Annotated in this window: 16 protein-coding genes; 14 read left to right on the top strand and 2 right to left on the bottom strand. The window is 72.3% G+C overall.

Annotated features, from left to right (window positions below):
• Positions 1–60 precede the first annotated feature (60 nt).
• Together ACIQIB_RS28810 and ACIQIB_RS28805 are read left to right on the top strand one after the other, a co-directional pair.
• Entirely contained in the window at positions 61–342 is a 282-nt protein-coding gene (locus ACIQIB_RS28810; protein ID WP_148645520.1) for a YggT family protein, read from the top strand.
• A 59-nt stretch (positions 343–401) separates the two neighbouring features.
• The gene (locus ACIQIB_RS28805; protein ID WP_363607317.1) at positions 402–1,751 is read left to right on the top strand and encodes a DivIVA domain-containing protein; all 1,350 of its coding nucleotides are present in this window, start codon (positions 402–404) and stop codon (positions 1,749–1,751) included.
• A 154-nt stretch (positions 1,752–1,905) separates the two neighbouring features.
• Here ACIQIB_RS28805 and ileS read toward each other — a convergent pair whose 3' ends face one another.
• Complete coding sequence (gene ileS / locus ACIQIB_RS28800) at positions 1,906–5,034, bottom strand: isoleucine--tRNA ligase (protein WP_400761544.1); 3,129 nt, start codon at positions 5,032–5,034, stop codon at positions 1,906–1,908.
• Between the two features lie 600 nt (positions 5,035–5,634).
• Here ileS and ACIQIB_RS28795 point away from each other — a divergent pair.
• From ACIQIB_RS28795 to dnaE, 9 genes are all read left to right on the top strand, one after another.
• A complete protein-coding gene (locus ACIQIB_RS28795; RefSeq protein ID WP_363607319.1) occupies positions 5,635–6,141 on the top strand; it encodes a TraR/DksA family transcriptional regulator in 507 nt (168 codons plus the stop codon).
• Positions 6,142–6,312: 171 nt separating this feature from the next.
• On the top strand, positions 6,313–6,912 hold the full coding sequence (lspA, locus tag ACIQIB_RS28790) for a signal peptidase II (protein ID WP_363607320.1): 600 nt from the start codon (positions 6,313–6,315) through the stop codon (positions 6,910–6,912).
• 32 nt (positions 6,913–6,944) lie between these two features.
• Positions 6,945–7,883 (top strand): RluA family pseudouridine synthase, encoded by a 939-nt coding sequence (locus tag ACIQIB_RS28785; RefSeq protein WP_400761542.1) that lies wholly within the window; start codon positions 6,945–6,947, stop codon positions 7,881–7,883.
• Positions 7,884–7,894: 11 nt separating this feature from the next.
• On the top strand, positions 7,895–8,365 hold the full coding sequence (locus ACIQIB_RS28780) for a GNAT family N-acetyltransferase (RefSeq protein ID WP_363607322.1): 471 nt from the start codon (positions 7,895–7,897) through the stop codon (positions 8,363–8,365).
• A gap of 120 nt (positions 8,366–8,485) precedes the next feature.
• Positions 8,486–11,338, top strand: a complete 2,853-nt coding sequence (locus ACIQIB_RS28775) for an alpha/beta fold hydrolase (protein ID WP_400761540.1) — start codon at positions 8,486–8,488, stop codon at positions 11,336–11,338.
• The gene (locus ACIQIB_RS28770; RefSeq protein ID WP_400761538.1) at positions 11,335–12,237 is read left to right on the top strand and encodes an ABC transporter permease; all 903 of its coding nucleotides are present in this window, start codon (positions 11,335–11,337) and stop codon (positions 12,235–12,237) included. Before ACIQIB_RS28775 ends, ACIQIB_RS28770 begins: the two co-directional genes overlap by 4 nt.
• Before the next feature lie 61 nt (positions 12,238–12,298).
• A complete protein-coding gene (locus ACIQIB_RS28765; protein ID WP_400656645.1) occupies positions 12,299–12,901 on the top strand; it encodes a dienelactone hydrolase family protein in 603 nt (200 codons plus the stop codon).
• Between the two features lie 19 nt (positions 12,902–12,920).
• Entirely contained in the window at positions 12,921–13,742 is an 822-nt protein-coding gene (locus ACIQIB_RS28760) for a hypothetical protein (RefSeq protein WP_363607326.1), read from the top strand.
• A gap of 140 nt (positions 13,743–13,882) precedes the next feature.
• Positions 13,883–17,416, top strand: a complete 3,534-nt coding sequence (gene dnaE, locus ACIQIB_RS28755; RefSeq protein ID WP_400656647.1) for a DNA polymerase III subunit alpha — start codon at positions 13,883–13,885, stop codon at positions 17,414–17,416.
• Between the two features lie 30 nt (positions 17,417–17,446).
• Here the strand turns inward: dnaE and ACIQIB_RS28750 are convergent, their stop codons facing one another.
• Positions 17,447–18,334: a LysR substrate-binding domain-containing protein gene (locus ACIQIB_RS28750; protein ID WP_363607328.1), complete on the bottom strand. Its 888-nt coding sequence runs from the start codon at positions 18,332–18,334 to the stop codon at positions 17,447–17,449.
• A gap of 51 nt (positions 18,335–18,385) precedes the next feature.
• On the opposite strand from ACIQIB_RS28750, the gene ACIQIB_RS28745 reads away from it, so the two are divergent.
• The 3 genes from ACIQIB_RS28745 to ACIQIB_RS28735 all read left to right on the top strand — a co-directional run bounded on the left by ACIQIB_RS28745 (position 18,386) and on the right by ACIQIB_RS28735 (position 21,925).
• Positions 18,386–19,315, top strand: a complete 930-nt coding sequence (locus ACIQIB_RS28745; RefSeq protein WP_400761536.1) for a dihydrodipicolinate synthase family protein — start codon at positions 18,386–18,388, stop codon at positions 19,313–19,315.
• Positions 19,316–19,425: 110 nt separating this feature from the next.
• Positions 19,426–20,454: an aspartate-semialdehyde dehydrogenase gene (locus ACIQIB_RS28740; RefSeq protein ID WP_400761533.1), complete on the top strand. Its 1,029-nt coding sequence runs from the start codon at positions 19,426–19,428 to the stop codon at positions 20,452–20,454.
• 253 nt (positions 20,455–20,707) lie between these two features.
• On the top strand, positions 20,708–21,925 hold the full coding sequence (locus ACIQIB_RS28735; protein ID WP_363607330.1) for an NYN domain-containing protein: 1,218 nt from the start codon (positions 20,708–20,710) through the stop codon (positions 21,923–21,925).
• The last annotated feature ends 91 nt before the right edge of the window (positions 21,926–22,016 follow it).

The raw sequence follows: 22,016 nt of genomic DNA, 5'->3' as shown, positions 1-22,016 counted from the left end.
ACAGTGAGTTAGCGACAGGCGGCAGGCCCAAGGGGCCGAGGACCGGGGAGAGGGAAGCGCGTGGGGATCGTATGGGCGGTGCTCTATTACGCGCTGACCGTCTTCCTGGTGTTTCTGCTTGTGCGGCTGGTGATGGACTGGGTCTTCCAGTTCGCGCGTTCGTGGCGGCCCGGCAAGGCCATGGTCCTGGTCCTGGAGGCCACGTACACTGTCACGGATCCGCCGCTCAAGCTTCTTCGGCGGTTTATTCCGCCGTTGCGTCTCGGGGGCGTGGCGCTCGACCTGTCCTTCTTCGTACTGATGATCATTGTGTATGTCCTGATCTCGCTTGTGCGGCCCTAGTCGTAGGTGAGCGATGCGACAGGATGCCGGTGTGCCGACGATCACGTTGAGGTGAAGAGATGCCATTGACCCCCGAGGACGTTCGGAACAAGCAGTTCACGACCGTCCGCCTGCGCGAAGGCTATGACGAGGACGAGGTCGATGCCTTCCTCGACGAGGTCGAGGCGGAGCTGACCCGCCTTCTGCGCGAGAACGAGGACCTGCGTGCCAAGCTGGCCGCCGCGACCCGTGCCGCCGCGCAGAACCAGGCCAACATGCGCAAGGAGCCGCCGCAGGACTCGCGTCCCGGTGCGCCCGTGCCGGCCGCCATATCCGGTCCGCCGGTGCCCGGGCAGCAGCAGGGCCCCGGTCCGCAGCAGATGGGCGGCCCCGGCGGCCCGCAGCAGCAGATGGGTGGCCCGCAGCAGCAGCAGATGGGCAACCAGCCGCTCGGCCTGCCGTCCGGTGCCCCGCAGCTCCCGGCCGGTCCCGGTGGCCCGCAGCAGATGGGCGGCCAGCAGCAGCAGATGAACCAGACCATGGGCGGCCAGCAGCAGCTGGTCCAGCCGATGGGCGGTCAGATGCTCCAGCCGATGGGCGGCCCGATGGGCCAGCAGGTCCCCGGCCAGGGCAACCCGATGGGCCAGGGCATGGGCCAGCAGCAGATGCAGCAGATGGGTGGCCCGATGGGCGGCCCGCAGCAGATGGGCGGCCCGATGGGCGGCCCGATGCAGCAACAGCAGCAGCCCGGTGGCGACAGTGCCGCCCGCGTTCTGGCGCTCGCTCAGCAGACCGCCGACCAGGCGATCTCCGAGGCCCGTTCCGAGGCCAACAAGATCGTCGGCGAGGCGCGCAGCCGGGCCGAGGGTCTGGAGCGCGACGCCCGGGCCAAGGCCGACGCCCTGGAGCGGGACGCGCAGGAGAAGCACCGGGTCGCGATGGGCTCGCTGGAGTCCGCGCGGGCCACGCTGGAGCGCAAGGTCGAGGACCTGCGGGCGTTCGAGCGTGAGTACCGGACGCGTCTGAAGTCGTACCTGGAGACCCAGCTGCGCCAGCTGGAGTCGCAGGCGGACGACTCGCTCGCCCCGCCGCGCATTCCGGCCACCGCCTCGCTGCCGCCGGCCGCGTCGTCGATGGCTCCGGCCGGTGCGTCCGCGATGAGCAGCGGTGCGCCGGGCTTCGGTGGCAACCAGCCGTCCTTCGGCGGGAACCAGCCGTCGTTCGGCGGGCAGAGCTCCTTCGGCGGCGGCAACAACGGTGCGCCGAGCTTCGGCGGGCAGTCCTCCGGTGGCAACTCCGGTGCCCCGCAGATGCAGCCGGCCGGAATGACGCAGCCGATGGCCGCCGTCCGGCCGCAGCCTCCGCAGCCGATGCAGCAGGCGCCGGCGCCGATGCGCGGGTTCCTGATCGACGAGGACGGCGACAACTGAGGTTGTAGCCGGGCAGTACATCGAGGGTGCCCCCTCCGTGACCTTGCGGTCATGGCGGGGGCGCCCTCGTTTTCCACGGCGGTCCCGAGACCGCGACGCGGGTACGGCGAAGCGGCCGCCGTCTCCCCGGGGAGACGGCGGCCGCTTCGGTCGGTCAGGCCTTGCGGAGCTGGAAGGCGAGGCCGAGGGAGTCGTCGGAGAAGGTCTCCGACTCCCAGTCGGCGGCGCCGGCCGCGAAGTCGGTGGCCAGCACCTCCTCGGCGACCAGCGGGCCGTGCTCGGCGATCGCCTCGGCGGTCTCCTCGTCGGTGGCCCGCCAGCGGAGCACGATCCGGTCGGCCACGTCCAGGCCGGAGTTCTTCCGGGCCTCCTGGATCTGGCGGATCGCGTCGCGGGCGACGCCGAGGCGCTTGAGCTCCGGGGTGATGGCCAGGTCGAGCGCGACGGTGGCGCCGGACTCGTTGGCGACCGCCCAGCCCTCGCGCGGGGTCTCGGTGATGATCACCTCGTCCGGGCTCAGCGTGACGGTCTCGCCGTTCAGCTCGACGCCGGTGCTGCCGTCGGCCCGCAGTTCGGTGGCCAGCCGGGCGGCGTCGGCGGCGGCGACGGCCTTGGCCACGTCCTGCACGCCCTTGCCGAAACGCTTGCCCAGCGCGCGGAAGTTGGCCTTGGCGGTGGTGTCGACCAGCGAACTTCCCACCTCCGCCAGGGACTCCAGGGTGGCGACGTTGAGCTCCTCGGCGATCTGCGCGCGCAGGTCGGCCGGCAGTTCCTCCCAGCCCTGGGCGGCGATCAGCGCCCGGGAGAGCGGCTGGCGGGTCTTCACCCCGGACTCGGCGCGGGTGGCCCGGCCGAGCTCGACCAGCCGGCGGACCAGCGCCATGTGGCGCGAGAGGTCGGCGTCGACCAGCGACTCGTCGGCCTCCGGCCAGGCGGCCAGGTGGACCGAGGCCGGGGCGTCCGGGGCGACCGGGACGACCAGGTCCTGCCAGACCCGCTCGGTGATGAACGGGGTCAGCGGGGCCATCAGCCGGGTGACCGTCTCCAGCGCCTCGTGCAGGGTGGCGAGTGCGGCGGCGTCGCCCTGCCAGAAGCGACGGCGGCCGCGGCGGACGTACCAGTTGGACAGGTCGTCGACGAAGCCGGAGAGCAGCTTGCCGGCCCGCTGGGTGTCGTACGCCTCGAAGGCCGCGTCGACCTCGCGGACCAGGGTGTTCAGCTCGGAGAGCACCCAGCGGTCCAGCTGGGGGCGGTCGGCCGGGGCCGGGTCGTTCGCCGAGGGGGCCCAGCCGGAGGTGCGGGCGTACAGGGCCTGGAAGGCGACGGTGTTCCAGTAGGTGAGGAGGGTCTTGCGGACCACCTCCTGGATGGTGCCGTGGCCGACCCGGCGGGCCGACCAGGGCGAGCCGCCGGCCGCCATGAACCAGCGCACCGCGTCCGCGCCGTGCTGGTCCATCAGTGGGATCGGCTGCAGGATGTTGCCCAGGTGCTTGGACATCTTGCGGCCGTCCTCGGCCAGGATGTGGCCCAGGCAGACGACGTTCTCGTAGCTGCTCCTGTCGAAGACCAGGGTGCCGACGGCCATCAGCGTGTAGAACCAGCCGCGGGTCTGGTCGATCGCCTCCGAGATGAACTGCGCCGGGTAGCGCTTCTCGAACAGCTCCTTGTTCTGGTACGGGTAGCCGTACTGGGCGAAGGGCATGGAGCCCGAGTCGTACCAGGCGTCGATCACCTCGGGCACCCGGGTGGCGGTGCCGCCGCACTCGCGGCAGGCGAAGGTGACGTCGTCGATGTACGGGCGGTGCGGGTCGAGGTCGCTCTGGTCGGTGCCGGTGAGCGTGGACAGCTCGGCCAGCGAGCCGACGCAGGTCAGGTGGCCCTCCTCGCAGCGCCAGATCGGCAGCGGGGTGCCCCAGTAGCGGTTGCGGCTGAGCGCCCAGTCGATGTTGTTGTTCAGCCAGTCGCCGAAGCGGCCGTGCTTGACCGTCTCCGGGTACCAGTTGGTGGCCTCGTTCTCACGGATCATCGCGTCCTTGACGGCGGTGGTCCGGATGTACCAGGAGGGCTGCGCGTAGTAGAGCAGCGCGGTGTGGCAGCGCCAGCAGTGCGGGTAGCTGTGCTCGTACGGCAGGTGGCGGAAGAGCAGGCCGCGCTCGTCGAGGTCCTGGACCAGGGCCTCGTCGGCCTTCTTGAAGAACTGGCCGCCGATCAGCGGGACCTGGGGCGCGAAGGTGCCGTCGGCGAGCACCGGGTTGACCACCGGCAGGCCGTAGCGGCGGCAGGTCGCCAGGTCGTCCGCGCCGAAGGCGGGGGACTGGTGGACGATGCCGGTGCCGTCCTCGGTGGTGACGTAGTCGGCGTTGAGGACGTAGTGCGCGTTCTCGATCTCGACCAGGTCGAACGGGCGCCGGTAGGCCCAGCGCTCCATCTCGGCGCCGGTGAAGGACTGGCCGGTGGCCTCCCAGCCCTCGCCGAGCGCCTTGGCCAGCAGCGGCTCGGCGACCACCAGCTTCTCGGTGCCGTCGGTGGCCACGACGTAGGTGACGCCGGGGTGGACGGCGGCGGCGGTGTTGGAGACCAGGGTCCACGGGGTGGTCGTCCAGACCAGCAGCGCGGCCTCGCCGGCCAGCGGGCCGCTGGTCAGCGGGAAGCGGACGAAGACCGAGGGGTCGACCACGGTCTCGTAGCCCTGGGCCAGCTCGTGGTCGGACAGGCCGGTGCCGCAGCGCGGGCACCAGGGGGCGACCCGGTGGTCCTGGACCAGCAGGCCCTTGTCGAAGATCTGCTTGAGCGACCACCAGACGGACTGGACATAGGACGGGTCCATCGTCCGGTAGGCCTCGTCGAGGTCCACCCAGTAGCCCATACGGGTGGTGAGCTCGGTGAAGGCGTCGGTGTGGCGGGTCACCGACTCACGGCACCTGGCGTTGAACTCGGCGATGCCGTACGCCTCGATGTCCTGCTTGCCGGAGAAGCCCAGCTCCTTCTCGACGGCCAGCTCGACCGGGAGGCCGTGGCAGTCCCAGCCGGCCTTGCGGGCGACGTGGTAGCCCTTCATCGTCCGGTAACGCGGGAAGACGTCCTTGAAGACGCGGGCCTCGATGTGGTGGGCGCCGGGCATCCCGTTGGCGGTCGGCGGGCCCTCGTAGAACACCCACTCGGGGCGGCCCTCGGACTGCTCCAGGCTGCGCTGGAAGATCTTGTTGTCCTGCCAGAAGGACAGGATCTGGTGTTCGAGGGCGGGCAGGTCGACCTGCGCGGGGACGGAGTTGTAGGAGCTCATCGCGGGTGTCATACCTCCGGCGGACATGGACGGGATCCGACGGAGGGACGAGACGGCATGCCGCCCCGCGGTACCACCCTCCTTGGCCGCGGTGCTGACTGCGGCCCTCTTGTTTGGGCTTGCTGCCGGGTCTAGTGGGCCGCTGCGACCTGCGTCGCTGGCCGTTCTTCCGGCGGCTCCGGGGTGATCTTCCCGTCGTGCACACCCCCGGGCTCGCACCGTCCCCGGGTCGCTGGTGGCTGCGTACGTCGGTACTCGTCCCATCTGCGCCTTGCAGGCCCAGTGTATCGGCCGTCGCAAGTCGGTTTGTCCGGCGCGCGAGGGGTGGTTAGGCGGGGGTGTTCTGGGCACACATCTGGTCAGCGTGCGGGGCGTGGCGGCTGGGGCGGCTGCCTGGGTGGGAACATGGTGAGGTGCCGGTATGTCATGTTGTGACCGGTTTTGATGGGGATTATCGTTCCGGCACTGGAGGCCGCCGGGAACCGGCGGCTCGATTCGTTCGTAGATGGGGTCGAAGCCATGGCTGAGAAGACAACCGTCGCGGGTACCGCCACCAAGCGGGCGCGCAAGGCTGTGGCAGGCGATCCAGGGGAGGGGACCGTGACCACTACCGCACGGCACAAGACCAGTAACGACACCGCTCGCGTCGCCGCCGGCCGCACCCGGACGCCGGCCGCCCCCGGCGCCCGCGGGGGCGCCGAGTCGGTGGACCCGGCCGAGCTGCCCGTCCGTCCGGGCGAGGAGCCGTGGACCGGGGAGGAGGTGCGCGAGCTGCACGCCGAGCTGATCAGCGACCTGGAGCGGCTGCAGAACGAGATCGACGCCTCCGAGGCCACCATCTCCGGGCTGATGCGTGACTCCAACGACGGAGCCGGTGACGACCAGGTGGACGCCGGTACGAAGAACATCTCGCGGGAGAGCGAGCTGGCCCTGGCCAACAACGCCCGCGACAGCCTCGCCCAGACCGAACACGCCCTGGCCCGCCTGGAGACCGTCGGTTTCGGCGTCTGCGAGTCCTGCGGCCAGGCCATCGGCAAGGCCCGGATGCAGGCCTTCCCCCGGGCCACGCTCTGCGTCCAGTGCAAGGCCAAGCAGGAGCGTCGCTGATCGGGCCGACCGGGGCGGCGAGGGCGTGCGGGCTTGCCGTACGCTCAACCCCGTAACGTCGCCCGACTCGTCCCGGTCGGCGATCACCGGCCCACTCTCCCCCCGCCTTTCGGTCCGGGGGGACCTCCATCGGCAGCGGAGCGGATCATCAGTACGCAAGGTTCCCCCCAGATGCGGGACGAGTCCGTCCCGACTCCCGCCGACGCTGTGGAGGAGGCCGTGGCCGAGCCCGGCGAGGTGGCCGCACCGGCCGAGGAGACGACGCCGAAGGGGCGCCGGCGGATCGGCGTGCTGCTGGTGATCGCACTGTTCGCCTTCCTGATCGACCTCGGCAGCAAGCTGCTGGTGGTGGCCCGGCTGGAGAACCACGCGGCGATCAAGGTGATCGGCGACGTGGTGACCTTCCAGGTGATCCGCAACTCCGGCGCCGCGTTCGGTATGGGCCAGGCCCTGACCGTCGTCTTCACCATGATCGCCTCGTCCGTCATCGTGGTGATCTGGCGGATCGCCCGCAAGCTCTACAGCCTGCCCTGGGCGATCGCGCTCGGGCTGCTGCTCGGCGGGGCGCTCGGCAACCTCACCGACCGGCTGTTCCGCTCGCCGGGCGTCTTCCGCGGCCACGTGGTCGACTTCATCTCGGTACAGCACTTCGCGGTCTTCAACCTCGCCGACTCGGCGATCGTCTGCGGCGGCATCCTGGTCGTCCTGCTCTCCTTCCGCGGCAGCAACCCGGACGGCACCGTCCACCAGCAGGCGGACAAGAGCGAGTAGGGGCGGGCTCCGCGTCCGGCATACTCGTACGGGTGAGTACCGCAGCGCAGATCCGCAGCCTTCCCGTACCCGACGGCCTGGAGGGTGAGCGTCTCGACGCCGCCCTCGCCCGGATGTTCGGCTTCTCCCGGACCAAGGCCGCCGAGTTGGCCGCCGAGGGCAAGGTGACGCTCGACGGCGCCGTGGCCGGAAAGTCGGACCGGGTGACCGCCGGCTCCTGGCTGGAGGTCGAGATCCCCGCCCCCGCCGCGCCGGTGCGGATCGTCGCCGAGCACGTCGAGGGCATGCACATCGTCCACGACGACGAGGACATCGTGCTCGTCGACAAGCCGGTCGGCGTCGCCGCGCACCCCAGCCCCGGCTGGACCGGCCCGACCGTGATCGGCGGCCTCGCCGCGGCGGGCTACCGGATCTCCACCTCGGGCGCCGCCGAGCGCCAGGGCGTCGTGCACCGCCTCGACGTCGGCACCTCCGGCCTGATGGTGGTCGCCAAGTCCGAGCGCGCCTACACCGACCTCAAGCGGCAGTTCCACGACCGGGTGACCGAGAAGAAGTACCACACGCTGGTGCAGGGCCACCCGGACCCGATGAGCGGCACGGTGGACGCGCCGATCGGGCGCCACCCCAGCTCGGACTGGAAGTGGGCGGTGACCAAGGACGGCAAGGCGTCCGTCACCCACTACGACCTGATCGAGGCCTACCGCGCCGCCTCGCTGCTGGACATCAAGCTGGAGACCGGCCGCACCCACCAGATCCGGGTGCACATGTCGGCGCTGCGCCACCCCTGCGTGGGCGACCTGACCTACGGCGCCGACCCGACGCTGGCCAAGCGGCTCGGGCTGACCCGGCAGTGGCTGCACGCGGTCTCGCTCGGCTTCGAGCACCCGGCGGACGGCGAGTGGGTGCAGTTCTCCAGCGAGTACCCGGCGGACCTGCGCAAGGCGCTCGGCATCATCTCCTCCGAGAGCTGAGGGACGGCGGGATGAGCGCTTTCGCGGTACGGATCAGGGTTGCCGGGAGCGCGGACGACCTGGCGCTGGTCCGCGCGGTGCGGCGCGAGGTGTTCATCGTCGAGCAGGGCGTGCCGGAGGAGCTGGAGTACGACGACCTCGACGCCACCTCCGAGCACCTGCTCGCGGTCGGTCCGGAGGACCAGCCGCTCGGCACCGCCCGGCTGATCCACGGCGAGCAGGCGCGCGGGCTCACCGACGGGATCGAGGGCCGGGTGCTGCTCGGCCGGCTCGCGGTGGTGCGCGCGGCGCGCGGGACCGGGCTGGGCGCCGGGCTGGTGCGCGCGGTGGAGGCGGCCGGGCGTGGGCGCGGTGCCCGCGAGGTCGAGCTGCACGCGCAGGTCCAGGCGCTGGGCTTCTACGAGCGGCTCGGTTACACCGCCGAGGGCCCGGTCTACGACGACGCGGGGATTCCGCACCGGACCATGACCCGGGTGCTCTGACCGCCCTGTGAGCCCTCTCCCGTGCGCGGGGGAGGGCTGGGTCGTCCAGTGGGGCGGGTCGCGGGTCTCTCCAGCGGCTTTACCGGACGCCTACCCGCCCGGCGGATACGATCACCGACCATGGAGCTCGGTGGCGCATGGCGCCGGTGGCGCGGCCGCGGGACGGCGGCCGGACGGAGGGTGCTGGCCGGTGCCGTGGCCCTGGTGGCGGTGGCCGGAGTCGGGACGGCGGTGGCCGTGGCAGCCGGCGGGGAACAGGCGGTCCGGCAGGAGGATCGTTTCCTCAGCATGCCGGAGACCCCTGGCAGCAGCCGGCAGATCCAGCTCGACACCTCGTACTTCACCACCGGATCCGACCCCCGGCCGGCGATCCTGCTCGCCCACGGCTTCGGCGGCTCCAAGGAGGGCGAGCGCGAGCGCGCCCAGCAGCTCGCCCGGCAGGGCTACGCGGTGCTGACCTGGTCGGCGCGCGGCTTCGGCCACTCCGGCGGGAAGATCGGCCTCAACGCGCCCGACCGCGAGGTGGAGGACGTCAGGCACCTGGTCGACTGGCTCGCCCAGCGGCCCGAGGTGCAGCAGGACGCCCCCGGAGACCCGAGGGTCGGCATCACCGGCGCCTCGTACGGCGGCGCGGTGGCACTGCTCGGCTCCGCGTACGACCACCGCATCGACGCCGTGGCCAGCCAGATCACCTGGTGGAACCTGGCCGACGCGCTGTTCCCGCAGGGGGCGCGGGGCTCCGGCGCCGTCGACGGGGTGTTCAAGAAGCTCTGGGCCGGGATCTTCTTCACCACCGGTTCGGCCGGGGACCTCGGCCCCTCGGGCGGCGCGCCGCGCGCCACCTCCGGGCCGGGGGCGGCCGAGGACGCGCCGGTCGGTTGCGGGCGGTTCCTCGACACGCTCTGCCAGATGTACGACCGGGTCGCCACCACCGGGCACGCCGACCCCGAGGCCGTGGCGCTGCTGGACCGCTCCAGCCCCTCCTCGGTGGCCGGGCAGCTCAAGGCGCCCACCCTGGTCGTCCAGGGCCAGCAGGACTCACTGTTCCCGCTCGACCAGGGCGACGCCATCGCCCGGGCCGTCGCCGCCAACGGCGCGCCGGTGGCGGTGGACTGGTTCGCCGGCGGCCACGACGGCGGCACCGACACCAGCGCGCGGGTGGACGACCGGGTCGGCGCCTGGTTCGATCACTTCTTGAAGGGTGGCAGCTCGAAGAGCGGCAGCCTGAAAGGTGACGACCCCAAGGACGCGGGCGCCGGCACCGGGCCCGCCTTCCGGGTCACCCGCACCGGCGGCGTCGACTCCACCGGCTTCCAGGCCGTGCTGCGCGGCGCCTCCGCCGACGCCTACCCCGGCCTGGCCGGGACCGGCTCGCGCGACGTCGAGCTGACCGGCGGACCGGCCGGCGCCGAGCAGACCTTCGCCAACCCGCCCGGCGGCGCCCCGCCCAACATCTCCTCACTGCCCGGCATCGGCGCGCTCGGCCAGGCCGCCGCGCTGGGCGCCGGGCTCTCCCTGGACTTCCCCGGGCAGCACGCCTCCTTCGAATCCGCGCCGCTGGACGGCCCGCTGCACCTGACCGGGCAGCCCACCGTCGCCGTCCGGGTGCAGGCGGACCGGCCGGACGCGGTGCTCTTCGCGAAGCTGTACGACGTCGGCCCGGACGGCAAGGCGAGCCTGCCGCAGCAGCTGGTCGCCCCGCTGCGGGTCACCGGCGCGGACGCGGCCGGTGGCCGGACCGTCACCGTCGCGCTGCCCGCCGTCGACCACACCTTCGCCGCCAGACACCGGCTGCGGCTCGTGCTGGCCAGCACCGACCTCGCCTACGCCTCGCCGGCCGAGCCCGCCACCTACCGGGTCGCGATGGCCGGGGCGCTCACCGCGCCGACCGTCGACGGCCTGGTCACCGAGGCCGCGCCGCTGCCCGCGCGGACCTGGGTACTGCCGCTGGTGGCCGTCGCCGCGGCGGCCGCGCTGCTCCTGGCGCCCCGGCTGCGGCGGCGCCGCCGCGCGGGCCGGGCACCGGCCTACGACCCGGCGCTGGCCGGGGTGCCGCTGCAGATCACCGGCCTCAGCAAGCGCTACCGGGGATCCACCGACCGGTACGCCGTCCGGGAACTGGGCTTCCGGGTCGAGCAGGGCCAGGTGCTGGGCCTGCTCGGGCCCAACGGCGCCGGCAAGACCACCACCCTGCGGATGCTGATGGGCCTGATCCGGCCGGACGAGGGCGAGATCAGGATCTTCGGCCACCTGGTGCGCCCCGGCGCGCCGGTGCTCTCCCGGGTCGGCGCCTTCGTCGAGGGCGCGGGCTTCCTGCCGCACCTCAGCGGCCGGGCCAACCTGCGGCTCTACTGGCAGGCCACCGGCCGCCCGGACGAGGACGCCCACCTGGACGAGGCGCTCGCCATCGCCGGACTCGGCGAGGCGCTGGACCGCGCGGTGCGCACCTACTCGCAGGGCATGCGCCAGCGCCTCGCCATCGCCCAGGCCATGCTCGGCCTGCCGGACCTGCTGATCCTGGACGAGCCGACCAACGGGCTCGACCCGCCGCAGATCCGCGAGATGCGCGAGGTGATGATCCGCTACGCGGCCGCAGGACGGACCGTCATCGTCTCCAGCCATCTGCTGGCGGAGGTGGAGCAGAGCTGCACCGACCTGGTGGTGATGGACCGGGGCCGGCTGGTCACCACCGGTGCCGTCGCCGAGATCGTCGGCGGGGGCGAGCTGCTGCTGGTCGGCACGCCCGCCTCGTACGGGCCGGACGAGCTGGCGGTGGCCGCCGAGAAGACGGGCGCGCTGGCCGGTGTCGGCTCGGCGGAGGCGGTCGAGGGCGGGCTGCTGGTGCGGCTGGACGGCATGGCGGCCGGCCGGCTGATCGCCGAGCTGGTGCGGTTGGGTGTGCCGGTGGAACGGGCCGGGCCGCACCGCCGGCTGGAGGACGCGTTCCTGTCGCTGATCGGAGGTGCGGCATGACCGCCGTTGTTTCGCCGGATGGTGTTTCGCCGGGGGCCACCCGGTCCGGAGGGGTGTCGCCGGACCACGCGCCCGGTTACCGGGCCGGGCGGACGCTGCCGCTGCGGATCGAGGCCATGCGTCAACTGCGGCGCCGGCGCACCCTGGTGATCGGCGGGGTGCTGGCCGCGATGCCGTTCGTCATCCTGGCGGCGTTCCAGATCGGCGGCACCCCCGGCCGTACCGACCGGACCACCTTCATCGAACTGGCCACCGCCTCCGGGCCCAACTTCGCGACCACGATGCTCTTCATGGGCACCGGCTTCCTGCTGGTGATCCCGGTCGCGCTGTTCTGCGGGGACACCGTGGCCTCCGAGGCGAGCTGGTCCTCGCTGCGGTACCTTCTGGCCGCGCCGGTGCCCCGGGCCCGGCTGCTGGCCCGCAAGTTCGCGGTGGGGCTGGCGTTCTCGGCGGCGGCCGTGGTGCTGCTGCCGGCGATCGGGCTGCTGGTCGGCACCGCCGCGTACGGCTGGGGCGACCTCAAGCTGCCCGCCGGGGTGAGCCTCCCGGCGGGGGAGGCGCTGCCCCGGCTGGCGATCGCGGTGGCCTTCGTCCTGCTGAGCGAGGTCGTGATCGCCACGCTGGCGTTCTGGCTCTCCACCGCGACCGACGCGCCGCTGGGCGCGGTCGGCGGGGCGGTGTTCGCCTCGATCGTCACCGGGGTGCTGGACGCCGTCACCGCGCTCGGGGACCTGCGGGAGTGGCTGCCCGCCCACTGGCAGTACGCCTGGGCGGACGCCCTGCAGCCGCAGTTGGAGTGGGGCGGCATGATCCAGGGCGTCTCGCTCTCGCTGTCGTACGCGGCGGTGCTGCTGGCGCTGGCGTTCCGCGGCTTCGCCCGCAAGGACGTGGTGTCGTAGCGGGCAGCGCGGGGTGCGGGATCATGGAGGTCCTGACCTGAAGCTCTAAGGAAGCCGAACCGTGGCCCAGATCGTCCTCTTCCACTCCGTCTACGGGCTGCGCCCCGCCGTCCACGCCGCCGCCGACCGGCTGCGCGCCGCCGGGCACACCGTGCACACCCCCGACCTCTTCGACGGCCGGACCTTCGACGACGTCGAGGCGGGCATGGCGTACAAGGAGGAGGTCGGCAGCGACGAGCTGCTGCGCCGGGCCGTCGGCGCCGCCGCCCCGCTGCTCACCCCGGTCAACGGCGAGGCCCCGGTCGCCGAGGGCCTGGTCTACGCGGGCTTCTCGCTCGGCGGCTCGCTCGCCCAGAACCTCGCCCTCGCCGACGAGCAGGCGTGCGGGCTGCTGCTTCTGCACGGCACCTCCGACCTGCGGGAGGACGCGGCCACCTCGATCCCGGTCCAGCTGCACGTGGCCGAGCCCGACCCGTTCGAGACCGAGGACTGGCTGAACGCCTGGTACCTGCGGATGCGCAAGGCCGGCGCGGACGTCGAGATCCACCGCTACCGGGGTGCCGGGCACCTCTTCACCGACCCCGACCTGGCCGACTACGACGCCGAGGCCGCCGAGCGGACCTGGGCCGTCGCGCTGGACTTCCTGGCCGAGCTGGACGGCTGAGGGCCGGGGCGGGGGAGTGGTGACAGGCGACAGGGCGCGGTGCGGACTCGACTACGCGCCGGCCGGGACGCTGCCCGGGCTGCTCCAGCGCGGCCGGGGGCTGGGCGCCCGGATGGCCGCGGAGGATCCGTCGGCCGCCGCCGGGCTGGTGTACGGCTGCGTCCGGTGGGACTGGCGGTGGGACGGCCAGGCGGACAGCCGGCACCTGTACCTGGCCCGGCTGATCCGGGACCTGGGACTGTCCCCGGAACCGGTGACCGCGCTGCTGACGGCGGACCGGGACACCTGCGAGCGGGCCACCCGGGTGCTGGAGCTGCTGGCGCTCGGCGGCTCGGCGCAGGCCCGGGAGGCGCTGCGCGAGCACGTCCGGGAGGGCGGGCACGGCCTCGGTCCGCAAGCACCGCCACGGGGCGACCACCGGCCCGACCCTGGGCCCGACCTCGACCCCGGGGTGCCGGCGCTGGTGGCGGAGCTCGAACGGTGCTGGGTGGAGCGGCAGTGGTGCGGCCCGGACGGTACGGCGCTCGGGCTGGCGAGGTTCGGGGCCGGGGCGGGTGGGGCGGTGTCGCTGCTGCGCCGGTTCTGGCTCTGGACGCCGCACTCGTACGAGCGGACCGCGTACCTGGAGGCGCTGGCCGCGATCGGCCCGGCCGGGCTGGCCGACGCGTACGCGGAGTGTCTCTGGGACTGCGAGGAGAGCGCCCGGCTGCTGGGCGTGGAGCGGGCGCCGGACGGGCCGGTGGTGCGTGAGCGGCTGGCGTATCTGCGCGACGATCCGATGGAGGAGGCCGCGGTGCGGGCGGCCGCGCGGGTGCGGCTGGCGGTGTTTGCGGGGGGCTAGAGTAGGGGGGTGAACGTGTGAGGTCGGTCCGGGCGCTGGTGCAGGCTCGGGCCTCAGTTGTTTCAGCGTGGCGTGATCATCCGCTGTGACCTGCGCGTTCGCCGGCCAACCAGACAGCACGAGCCTCCGGAGGCCCCGCCGTGAGCGATCAGCCGTACGCGCATCTGCACGTCCACACCGAGTACTCGATGCTGGACGGTGCCGCCCGGCTGAAGCAGTTGTTCAAGGAAGTCGAACGGCTGGGGCAGACCCATGTCGCGATGACCGACCACGGCAACATGTACGGCGCCGCGGAGTTCCACAAGCAGGCCACGGCCGCCGGGATCACGCCGGTGATCGGCATCGAGGCGTACGTCGCGCCGGATTCGCGCTCCAACACCAAGCGCATCCTGTGGGGGCAGCCGCACCAGAAGCGGGACGACGTCTCGGCGTCCGGTGCCTACACCCACAAGACCATCTGGGCCCGCAACAAGCAGGGGCTGCACAACCTCTTCAAGCTGACCTCGCGCTCCTACGCCGAGGGCTGGCTGGTGAAGTGGCCCCGGATGGACAAGGAGATCATCTCCGAGCACGCGGCCGGCCTGATGGCCACCACCGGCTGTCCCTCCGGCGAGGTGCAGACCCGGCTGCGGCTCGGGCAGTTCGACGAGGCGCTGAAGTCGGCCGCCGACTACCAGGAGATCTTCGGCAAGGAGAACTACTTCCTGGAGCTGATGGACCACGGCCTGGACATCGAGAAGCGGGTCCGCGACGGGCTGATCGAGATCAGCAAGAAGCTGAACATCCCGCCGGTGGTCACCAACGACTCGCACTACACCACCGAGGGCGACGCCGGCGCCCACGACCTGCTGCTCTGCGTGCAGACCGGCAAGAACCTCTCGGACCCGGACCGCTTCCGCTTCGACGGCACCGGCTACTACATCAAGTCGGCCGCCGAGATGTACGCGCTGGACTCCTCGGACGCCTGGCAGGAGGGCTGCCGGAACAGCCAGCTGCTGGTCGCCTCCCGGGTCGACACCGCCGGCATGTTCGAGTTCAAGAACCTCATGCCGCGCTTCCCGATCCCGGAGGGCTTCGAGTCCGAGGCGGACTTCTTCAAGTCCCAGGTGTGGAAGGGCATGGACTGGCGCTTCCCGAACGGGTACGACGAGGAGCACAAGAAGCTCGCCGAGTACGAGATGGACACCATCATCCAGATGGGGTTCCCGGCGTACTTCCTCGTGGTCGCCGACTTCATCATGTGGGCCAAGGAGCAGGGCATCGCGGTGGGCCCCGGCCGTGGCTCGGCGGCCGGTTCGCTGGTCGCCTACGCGATGGGCATCACCGACCTCGACCCCATCCCGCACGGTCTGATCTTCGAGCGCTTCCTCAACCCCGAGCGCATCTCCATGCCCGATGTCGACATCGACTTCGACGAGCGCCGGCGCGGTGACGTGATCCGGTACGTGACGGAGAAGTGGGGCTCCGACAAGGTCGCCATGATCGTCACGTACGGCACCATCAAGGCGAAGGCCGCCATCAAGGACTCCTCGCGGGTCCTCGGCTACCCGTACGCGATGGGCGACCGGATCACCAAGGCGATGCCGCCGGACGTCATGGGCAAGGGCATCCCGCTGTCGGGCATCACCGACTCCTCGCACCCGCGGTACAGCGAGGCCGGCGAGATCCGCGGGCTGTACGAGACCGACCCGGACGTCCGCAAGGTGATCGACACCGCGCGCGGTATCGAGGGCCTGATCCGCCAGCCCGGTGTGCACGCGGCCGGTGTCATCATGTCCGCCGAGCCGCTGACCGACCACATCCCGGTCTGGACCCGGCACACCGACGGCGTCACCATCACGCAGTTCGACTACCCCACCTGTGAGGGCCTCGGCCTTCTCAAGATGGACTTCCTCGGCCTGCGCAACCTGACGATCATGGACGACGCCGTCAAGGCGATCGAGAAGAACAAGGGCATCAAGATCAACCTGCTTGATCTGCCCCTCGACGACAAGCCGACCTACGAACTGCTCGCCCGCGGTGACACGCTCGGCGTCTTCCAGCTCGACGGCGGGCCGATGCGTTCGCTGCTGCGCCTGATGAAGCCCGACAACTTCGAGGACATCTCCGCCGTTCTCGCGCTGTACCGACCGGGCCCGATGGGCGTCAACTCGCACACCAACTACGCGCTGCGCAAGAACGGCCAGCAGGAGATCACCCCGATCCACCCGGAGCTGGAGAAGCCCCTGGAGGAGATCCTCAAGCCGACCTACGGCCTGATCGTCTACCAGGAGCAGGTGCAGAAGGCCGCGCAGATCCTGGCCGGCTACTCGCTCGGCCAGGCCGACCTGCTGCGCCGCGCGATGGGCAAGAAGAAGAAGGAGATCCTGGAGGCGGAGTTCGTCCCGTTCCAGAAGGGCTGCCGCGAGCACGGCTACTCCGACGCGGCGATCCAGGCGGTCTGGGACGTGCTCGTCCCCTTCTCCGGCTACGCGTTCAACAAAGCGCACACCGCCGGGTACGGGCTGGTCTCGTACTGGACGGCGTACCTCAAGGCCAACTACCCGGCCGAGTACATGTCCGGCCTGCTCACGTCCGTCAAGGACGACAAGGACAAGTCGGCGGTGTACCTCAACGAGTGCCGCAAGATGGGCATCCAGGTGCTCCCGCCGGACGTCAACGAGTCGGACTCGGACTTCACCCCGCACGGTGACGAGCTGGTGCGGTTCGGTCTGACGGCCATCCGCAACGTCGGCGGGCCGGTGGTGGACTCGATGATCCGCACCCGGAAGACCAAGGGGAAGTTCAGCTCCTTCCCCGACTTCCTGGACAAGGTCGAGTCGGTGGTCTGCAACAAGCGGACCGTCGAATCCCTCATCAAGGCGGGCGCGTTCGACTCGCTCGGGCACACCCGAAAGGGCCTGACCGCGCAGTTCGAGCCGATGATCGACAACGTCGTCGGGGTCAAGCGCAAGGAGGCCGAGGGGCAGTTCGACCTCTTCGGCGGCGACACGGTGAGCGACGAACCGAGCTTCGGGCTGGACGTGGTCTTCTCCGAGGAGGAGTGGGAGAAGTCCTTCCTGCTCACCCAGGAGCGGGAGATGCTCGGCCTGTACGTCTCCTCGCACCCGCTGCACGGCATCGAGCACGTGCTCGCCGACAAGGCGGACTGCGCGGTGGCCGACCTCGCCGATCGGCCGGACGGCACCATCATCACCATCGGCGGCATCATCTCGGGCCTCCAGCGGAAGATGACCAAGCAGGGCAACGCGTGGGCGATCGCCACCGTGGAGGACCTGGCCGGCTCCATCGACTGCATGTTCTTCCCCGCCAGCTACCAGCTGGTCTCCTCCCAACTCGTCGAGGACACCGTGGTGTTCGTCCGCGGCAAGCTCGACAAGCGGGAGGACGTGCCACGGCTGATGGGGATGGAGCTGTCCGTCCCGGACCTCTCCAACGCGCACGCCGAGGCGCCGATCATCATCAACATCCCCAGCGTGAGGATCACCCCGCCGCTGGTCGCCCGGCTCGGCGAGGTGCTGACCCACCACAAGGGCACCACCGAGGTCCGGCTGCGGCTGGAGGGTCACCGGCGCACCACCGTGCTGCGGCTCGACCGGCACCGGGTGAAGTCCGACCCGGCGCTGTTCGGGGACCTCAAGCAGCTGCTCGGGCCGAGCTGCCTGGCCAGCTGAACCAGGCCGCGGCGGCGGGTCGTCGAGGACTCACGACCCGCCGCCGAGGCCCGGCGGGACGGCCGTGTGCAGGGCCGAGACGAAGGCCGAGATCGCCGGGTGCGAGCCCGCGCCCGCGCGGAAGGCGGCCCGGGTGCGCCGGTACATCGGCAGCCGGGTGAGCACCACGCCCGGCGGTGGCTGCGCGGCGCCCAGCTGCGGCACCAGCGCCACCCCCTGACCGGCCGCCACCAGGGCCAGCACGGTGGTGAAGTCGTCGATCTGATGCCGGATCCTGGGCGTGAAGCCGGCGCCCTCGCAGGCCCGGACGGCCATGCCGTGGCAGAGCGTGCCCGGCGGCGCCATGATCCACGGGGCGGCACGCTGCTCGGCGACCGTGCCCGCCGCGCGGGCCGCCAGGTACATCGGCTCGGTGAACACCGGCCGGGTGAGCGCCAGGCCCGGCTCCGGTTCGGCCGGCACCAGGTCGTACTCGTGCACCAGCGCCACGTCCAGCTCGCCCGCGCGCAGCGCCGCCGCCACGCCCGCCGGGTCCACCTCCGTCACCATCGGCTCCAGGCCGGGGTGCCAGGCCGCCAGCTCGGCCAGCACCGCCGGGATGATCGCGCGGGCCGCCGAGGGGTAGGTGCCGATCCGCAGCGGACCGGCCAGCCCCTGCCTGGCGTGGGCGAGTTCGGCGCCGGCCTGTTCCAGCCGGGCCAGCACCGCCTCGGCGTGCCGGACCAGGTTCCACCCGGCGGGCGTCAGGGCGACCCGCCGCCCGGTGCGCTCCAGCAGCGGGACACCGGCCTCCTTCTCCAGCACGGACAACTGCTGGGAGACCGCCGAAGGGCTGAACGACAGCGCCTCGGCGACGGCGGCGATGGTGCCGAGATGGGCCAGTTCGCGCAGCAGACGCAGGCGTCGTACATCAAGCATCGGATCAGCTTACGAGAAGCCTCGGAAATCTGAACTGGACCTGGGGGATCGATGGATCGCAGGATCGTGGCCATGGAACTCAAGGGCATCCACGTCCCGCTGGTCACCCCGTTCGCCGAGGACGGTTCGGTGGCCCTGGACGCACTCGACCGCCTCGCCCGCTCGGTGCTCGACGACGGCGCGGCCGGCCTGGTCGCGCTCGGCACCACCGGCGAGCCCGCCGCGCTGAGCGCGCCGGAGCGGCAGGCGGTGGTCGAGGTCTGCGCGGCGGCCTGCGCCGAGCGCGGCGGGCAGCTGGTGGTCGGCGCCCACGGCGGCGACACCCGGAGCGTCGGGGAGGCACTGGCCGTCCTCGGCAAGCAGGTGCCGCAGGCCGCGGCGGCGCTGGTCACCGTCCCCGCCTTCCTGCGGCCCGGCGAGGCCGGGACGGTCGAGCACTTCCGCCGGCTCGCCGAGGTGAGCCCGCTGCCGCTGGTCGTCTACCACATCCCCTACCGCACCGGGCAGGCGCTCTCCGCCGCCGCGCTGCTCCGGCTCGCCGCCGTACCGGGCGTGGTGGGCGTCAAGTACGCGACCGGCGGGCTCGACCAGGACGCCGTGGAGCTGCTCGCCGCCGCACCGGCCGGCTTCGCGGTGCTGACCGGGGAGGACACCTTCCTCTCGCCGATGCTGGCGCTCGGCGCGGCCGGCGGCATCCTGGCCTCCGCCCAGCTGGCCACCGCCCGGTTCGCCGAACTGGCCGCCGCCTGGGAGGACGGGGACGTGCCGCGGGCCCGGGCGCTGGGCCACCGGCTCGCCGCGCTGGCGGGTGCCGTCTTCGCCGCGCCCAACCCGGCCGTGGTCAAGGGGGTGCTGCACGCCCAGGGGCGGATCCCCACCCCGGACGTGCGGCTGCCGCTGCTGCCGGCCGGCGCGGCGGAGGTCGCGGCGGCGCTGGACCTCGTTACTGGTCCGGAGTTCGCCAGTGGTCTGGACCACTAGGGCTGGTCCGCCCTCTCACACCGTGGAATGACAGGTCGCCCCACCCCCGTGACAAGGCATGATGGGCAGAGTGCGGCTGTGAACAGCGACATCAAAGAGGAGTAGTCGGAATGAAGATCGGCATTGTCGGTGCCACCGGCCAGGTCGGCGGCGTCGTCCGCGAGATCCTTGCGGAGCGCAACTTCCCGGTGGAGCAGTTGCGGCTGTTCGCCTCGGCCCGTTCGGCCGGGCGCACCCTGCCCTGGCAGGGCACCGAGGTCACCGTCGAGGACGCGGCCACGGCCGACTACACCGGCCTGGACATCGTGATCTTCTCGGCCGGGGGCTCCACCTCCAAGGCCCTCGCCCCCAAGGCCGCCGCGGCCGGTGCGGTCGTGATCGACAACTCCTCCGCCTGGCGCCGCGACCCCGAGGTCCCGCTGGTCGTCTCCGAGGTCAACCCCGAGGCGATCGCCGACCGCCCCAAGGGCATCATCGCCAACCCGAACTGCACCACCATGGCCGCGATGCCGGTGCTGCGCCCGCTGCACGAGGAGGCCGGCCTCGCCGCCCTGGTCGTCTCCACCTACCAGGCCGTCTCCGGCAGCGGCGTGGCCGGTGTGGCCGAGCTCCAGGAGCAGGCCGCCAAGGTCGTGGACGGCGCCGCCGCGCTGGCCCACGACGGCTCGGCCGTCGAGTTCCCCGCGCCCAAGGTGTACGCCCGGCCGATCGCCTTCAACGTGCTGCCGCTGGCCGGCTCCGTCGTCGACGACGGCTCCAACGAGACCGACGAGGAGCAGAAGCTCCGCAACGAGAGCCGCAAGATCCTCGGCATCCCGGAGCTCAAGGTCGCCGGCACCTGCGTGCGCGTCCCGGTCTTCTCCGGCCACTCGCTGCAGATCAACGCCCGCTTCGAGCGCCCGATCGGCGTCGAGCGCGCGGTCGAGCTGCTGGCCGCCGCCCCCGGCGTCGAGCTGAGCGACATCCCCACCCCGCTCCAGGCCGCCGGCCAGGACCCGAGCTACGTCGGCCGCATCCGGGTGGACGAGACGGTGGAGCACGGGCTGTCGCTGTTCGTCTCCAACGACAACCTGCGCAAGGGTGCCGCGCTCAACGCCGTCCAGCTGGCCGAGCTGGTCGCCGCCGAGCTGCGGGGCTGACGCCCCCGTAACCCCTGGCGGGCCCCGTCGTTGGACGGGGCCCGCTTTGCGTTTCGTTGGGACGCCTGTTGCGGGACCGCGACATCCGCCGAGGTTCGGCGCGCGAACCAGGGGTAAAGGTGACCCAACGATCGGGCGGCTGCGGGCACCCCCCTCACCCCCGCCGCCGCCGCGGCGCCGGGCCGGTCGTGCCCACCCCGTACCGCCGATCCCCCGGCGGCCTGACCCGAGGGCGAGCGAAAAGAGGTGCGCGATGGATCGCTGTGTCGTCCTGGTGGATGCCGGATACCTGCTGGGCGCCGCCGCCAGCCTCCTCGCCGGGGACGCGTCCCGCTCCCGGGTGACGGTCGACCACACCGCGCTGATCACCGCACTGCGTGAGCGGGCCGAGGCCGAGACCGGCCTGCCGCTGCTGCGGATCTACTGGTTCGACGCCGCCCCCGACCGCCGCCCGATGCCCGAGCACCGCCGGCTCAGGGTGCTGCCCAGGGTGACCGTCCGGCTCGGCGCCCTCACCCGCGCCGAGGGCCGCTGGGTGCAGAAGGGCGTGGACGCCGCCATGCACGCCGAACTCTCCGAACTCGCCCGCAACCGGGCCTGCGCCGACGTCGTGCTGATCACCGGCGACGGCGACCTGCTGCCGGGCATGATGTCCGCCAAGGAGCACGGCGTGGTCGTCCACCTGTGGGCGCTCCAGGCCGCCGACGGGGACTTCAACCAGTCCGAGGACCTGGTCGGCGAGGCCGACGAACGCCGGGTGCTGGACCGCGAGTGGATCGAGGGCTCGTTCAGCCCGCGCGAGAGCGCGGCCGTCTTCCCCGCCCCGGGGCCGCGCCACGAGATCGCCAAGATCCTCGCCGCCCCGCCCGCGGCCGCCCCGGTGCCCGGCGTGCGGCCCGCCGCCCTGCCCGAGCCCGCCGTCGCGGCCGTCCCCGCGGCGAACGGGCACGCGCAGCCGGCCGCCACCGCCCTCAAGGTCGTCCCGACCCCCAAGGACCTCGCCGGGCGGGCGGCCCCCGCCCAGACCGCGACCCTGGCGAGCCAGACCGGCCCGGTGCTGCGCTGGTCCTCCGACCGGGGCTGGGTCGAGCGGCCCACCGCCGAACCCGCCGTCACCGCGGGCGACGGCCTGCCCACCCTCGCCCAGCTCACCACCTCCGAACAGCGCTGGGCCGACCGCGAGGAGGACATCACCTCCGTCGGCGGCGACGCCCACGAGGTCGGCCAGGTCTTCGCCCGCCGCTGGACCGAGCGGCTCGGCGACGTCGAACGGCTCACCGTGCTCTGGCCCGACTATCCGCGCATCCCGCACCGGGTGGACGGCGAACTGCTGCGCTACGCCGCCCGTTTCGGCCTGCTCGCGCACAAGGACGACCAGATCGACGAGCACGACCGGTACGCGATCCGGGCCGGCTTCTGGAAGGAACTGGCTGCCCGCGTCCCCGGCGGCGACCTGGTCGCGGACGACTAGGCCGCGTATTCGGTCGTGATCAATGGGTTCGGGTGAGGTCCTTGATCCAGATCATTGCGCCGCGGAGGTGAAGGCCGGCGAGGTAGCTTTC

Source organism: Kitasatospora sp. NPDC092286 (assembly GCF_044755565.1).
Lineage (GTDB): Bacteria > Actinomycetota > Actinomycetes > Streptomycetales > Streptomycetaceae > Kitasatospora.
The sequence above is the reverse complement of the archived record's forward strand: the minus strand, read 5'-3'. Positions and strand labels throughout refer to the sequence as shown.

Coding starts and splice junctions, on each gene's coding strand:
- ACIQIB_RS28805 (WP_363607317.1), top strand. CDS start 402: ATGCCATTGACCCCCGAGGACGTTCGGAACAAGCAGTTCACGACCGTC.
- ACIQIB_RS28745 (WP_400761536.1), top strand. CDS start 18,386: ATGGATCGCAGGATCGTGGCCATGGAACTCAAGGGCATCCACGTCCCG.
- lspA (WP_363607320.1), top strand. CDS start 6,313: ATGCGGGACGAGTCCGTCCCGACTCCCGCCGACGCTGTGGAGGAGGCC.
- ACIQIB_RS28780 (WP_363607322.1), top strand. CDS start 7,895: ATGAGCGCTTTCGCGGTACGGATCAGGGTTGCCGGGAGCGCGGACGAC.
- ACIQIB_RS28735 (WP_363607330.1), top strand. CDS start 20,708: ATGGATCGCTGTGTCGTCCTGGTGGATGCCGGATACCTGCTGGGCGCC.
- ileS (WP_400761544.1), bottom strand. CDS start 5,034: ATGAGCTCCTACAACTCCGTCCCCGCGCAGGTCGACCTGCCCGCCCTC.
- ACIQIB_RS28775 (WP_400761540.1), top strand. CDS start 8,486: ATGGAGCTCGGTGGCGCATGGCGCCGGTGGCGCGGCCGCGGGACGGCG.
- ACIQIB_RS28740 (WP_400761533.1), top strand. CDS start 19,426: ATGAAGATCGGCATTGTCGGTGCCACCGGCCAGGTCGGCGGCGTCGTC.
- ACIQIB_RS28770 (WP_400761538.1), top strand. CDS start 11,335: ATGACCGCCGTTGTTTCGCCGGATGGTGTTTCGCCGGGGGCCACCCGG.
- ACIQIB_RS28750 (WP_363607328.1), bottom strand. CDS start 18,334: ATGCTTGATGTACGACGCCTGCGTCTGCTGCGCGAACTGGCCCATCTC.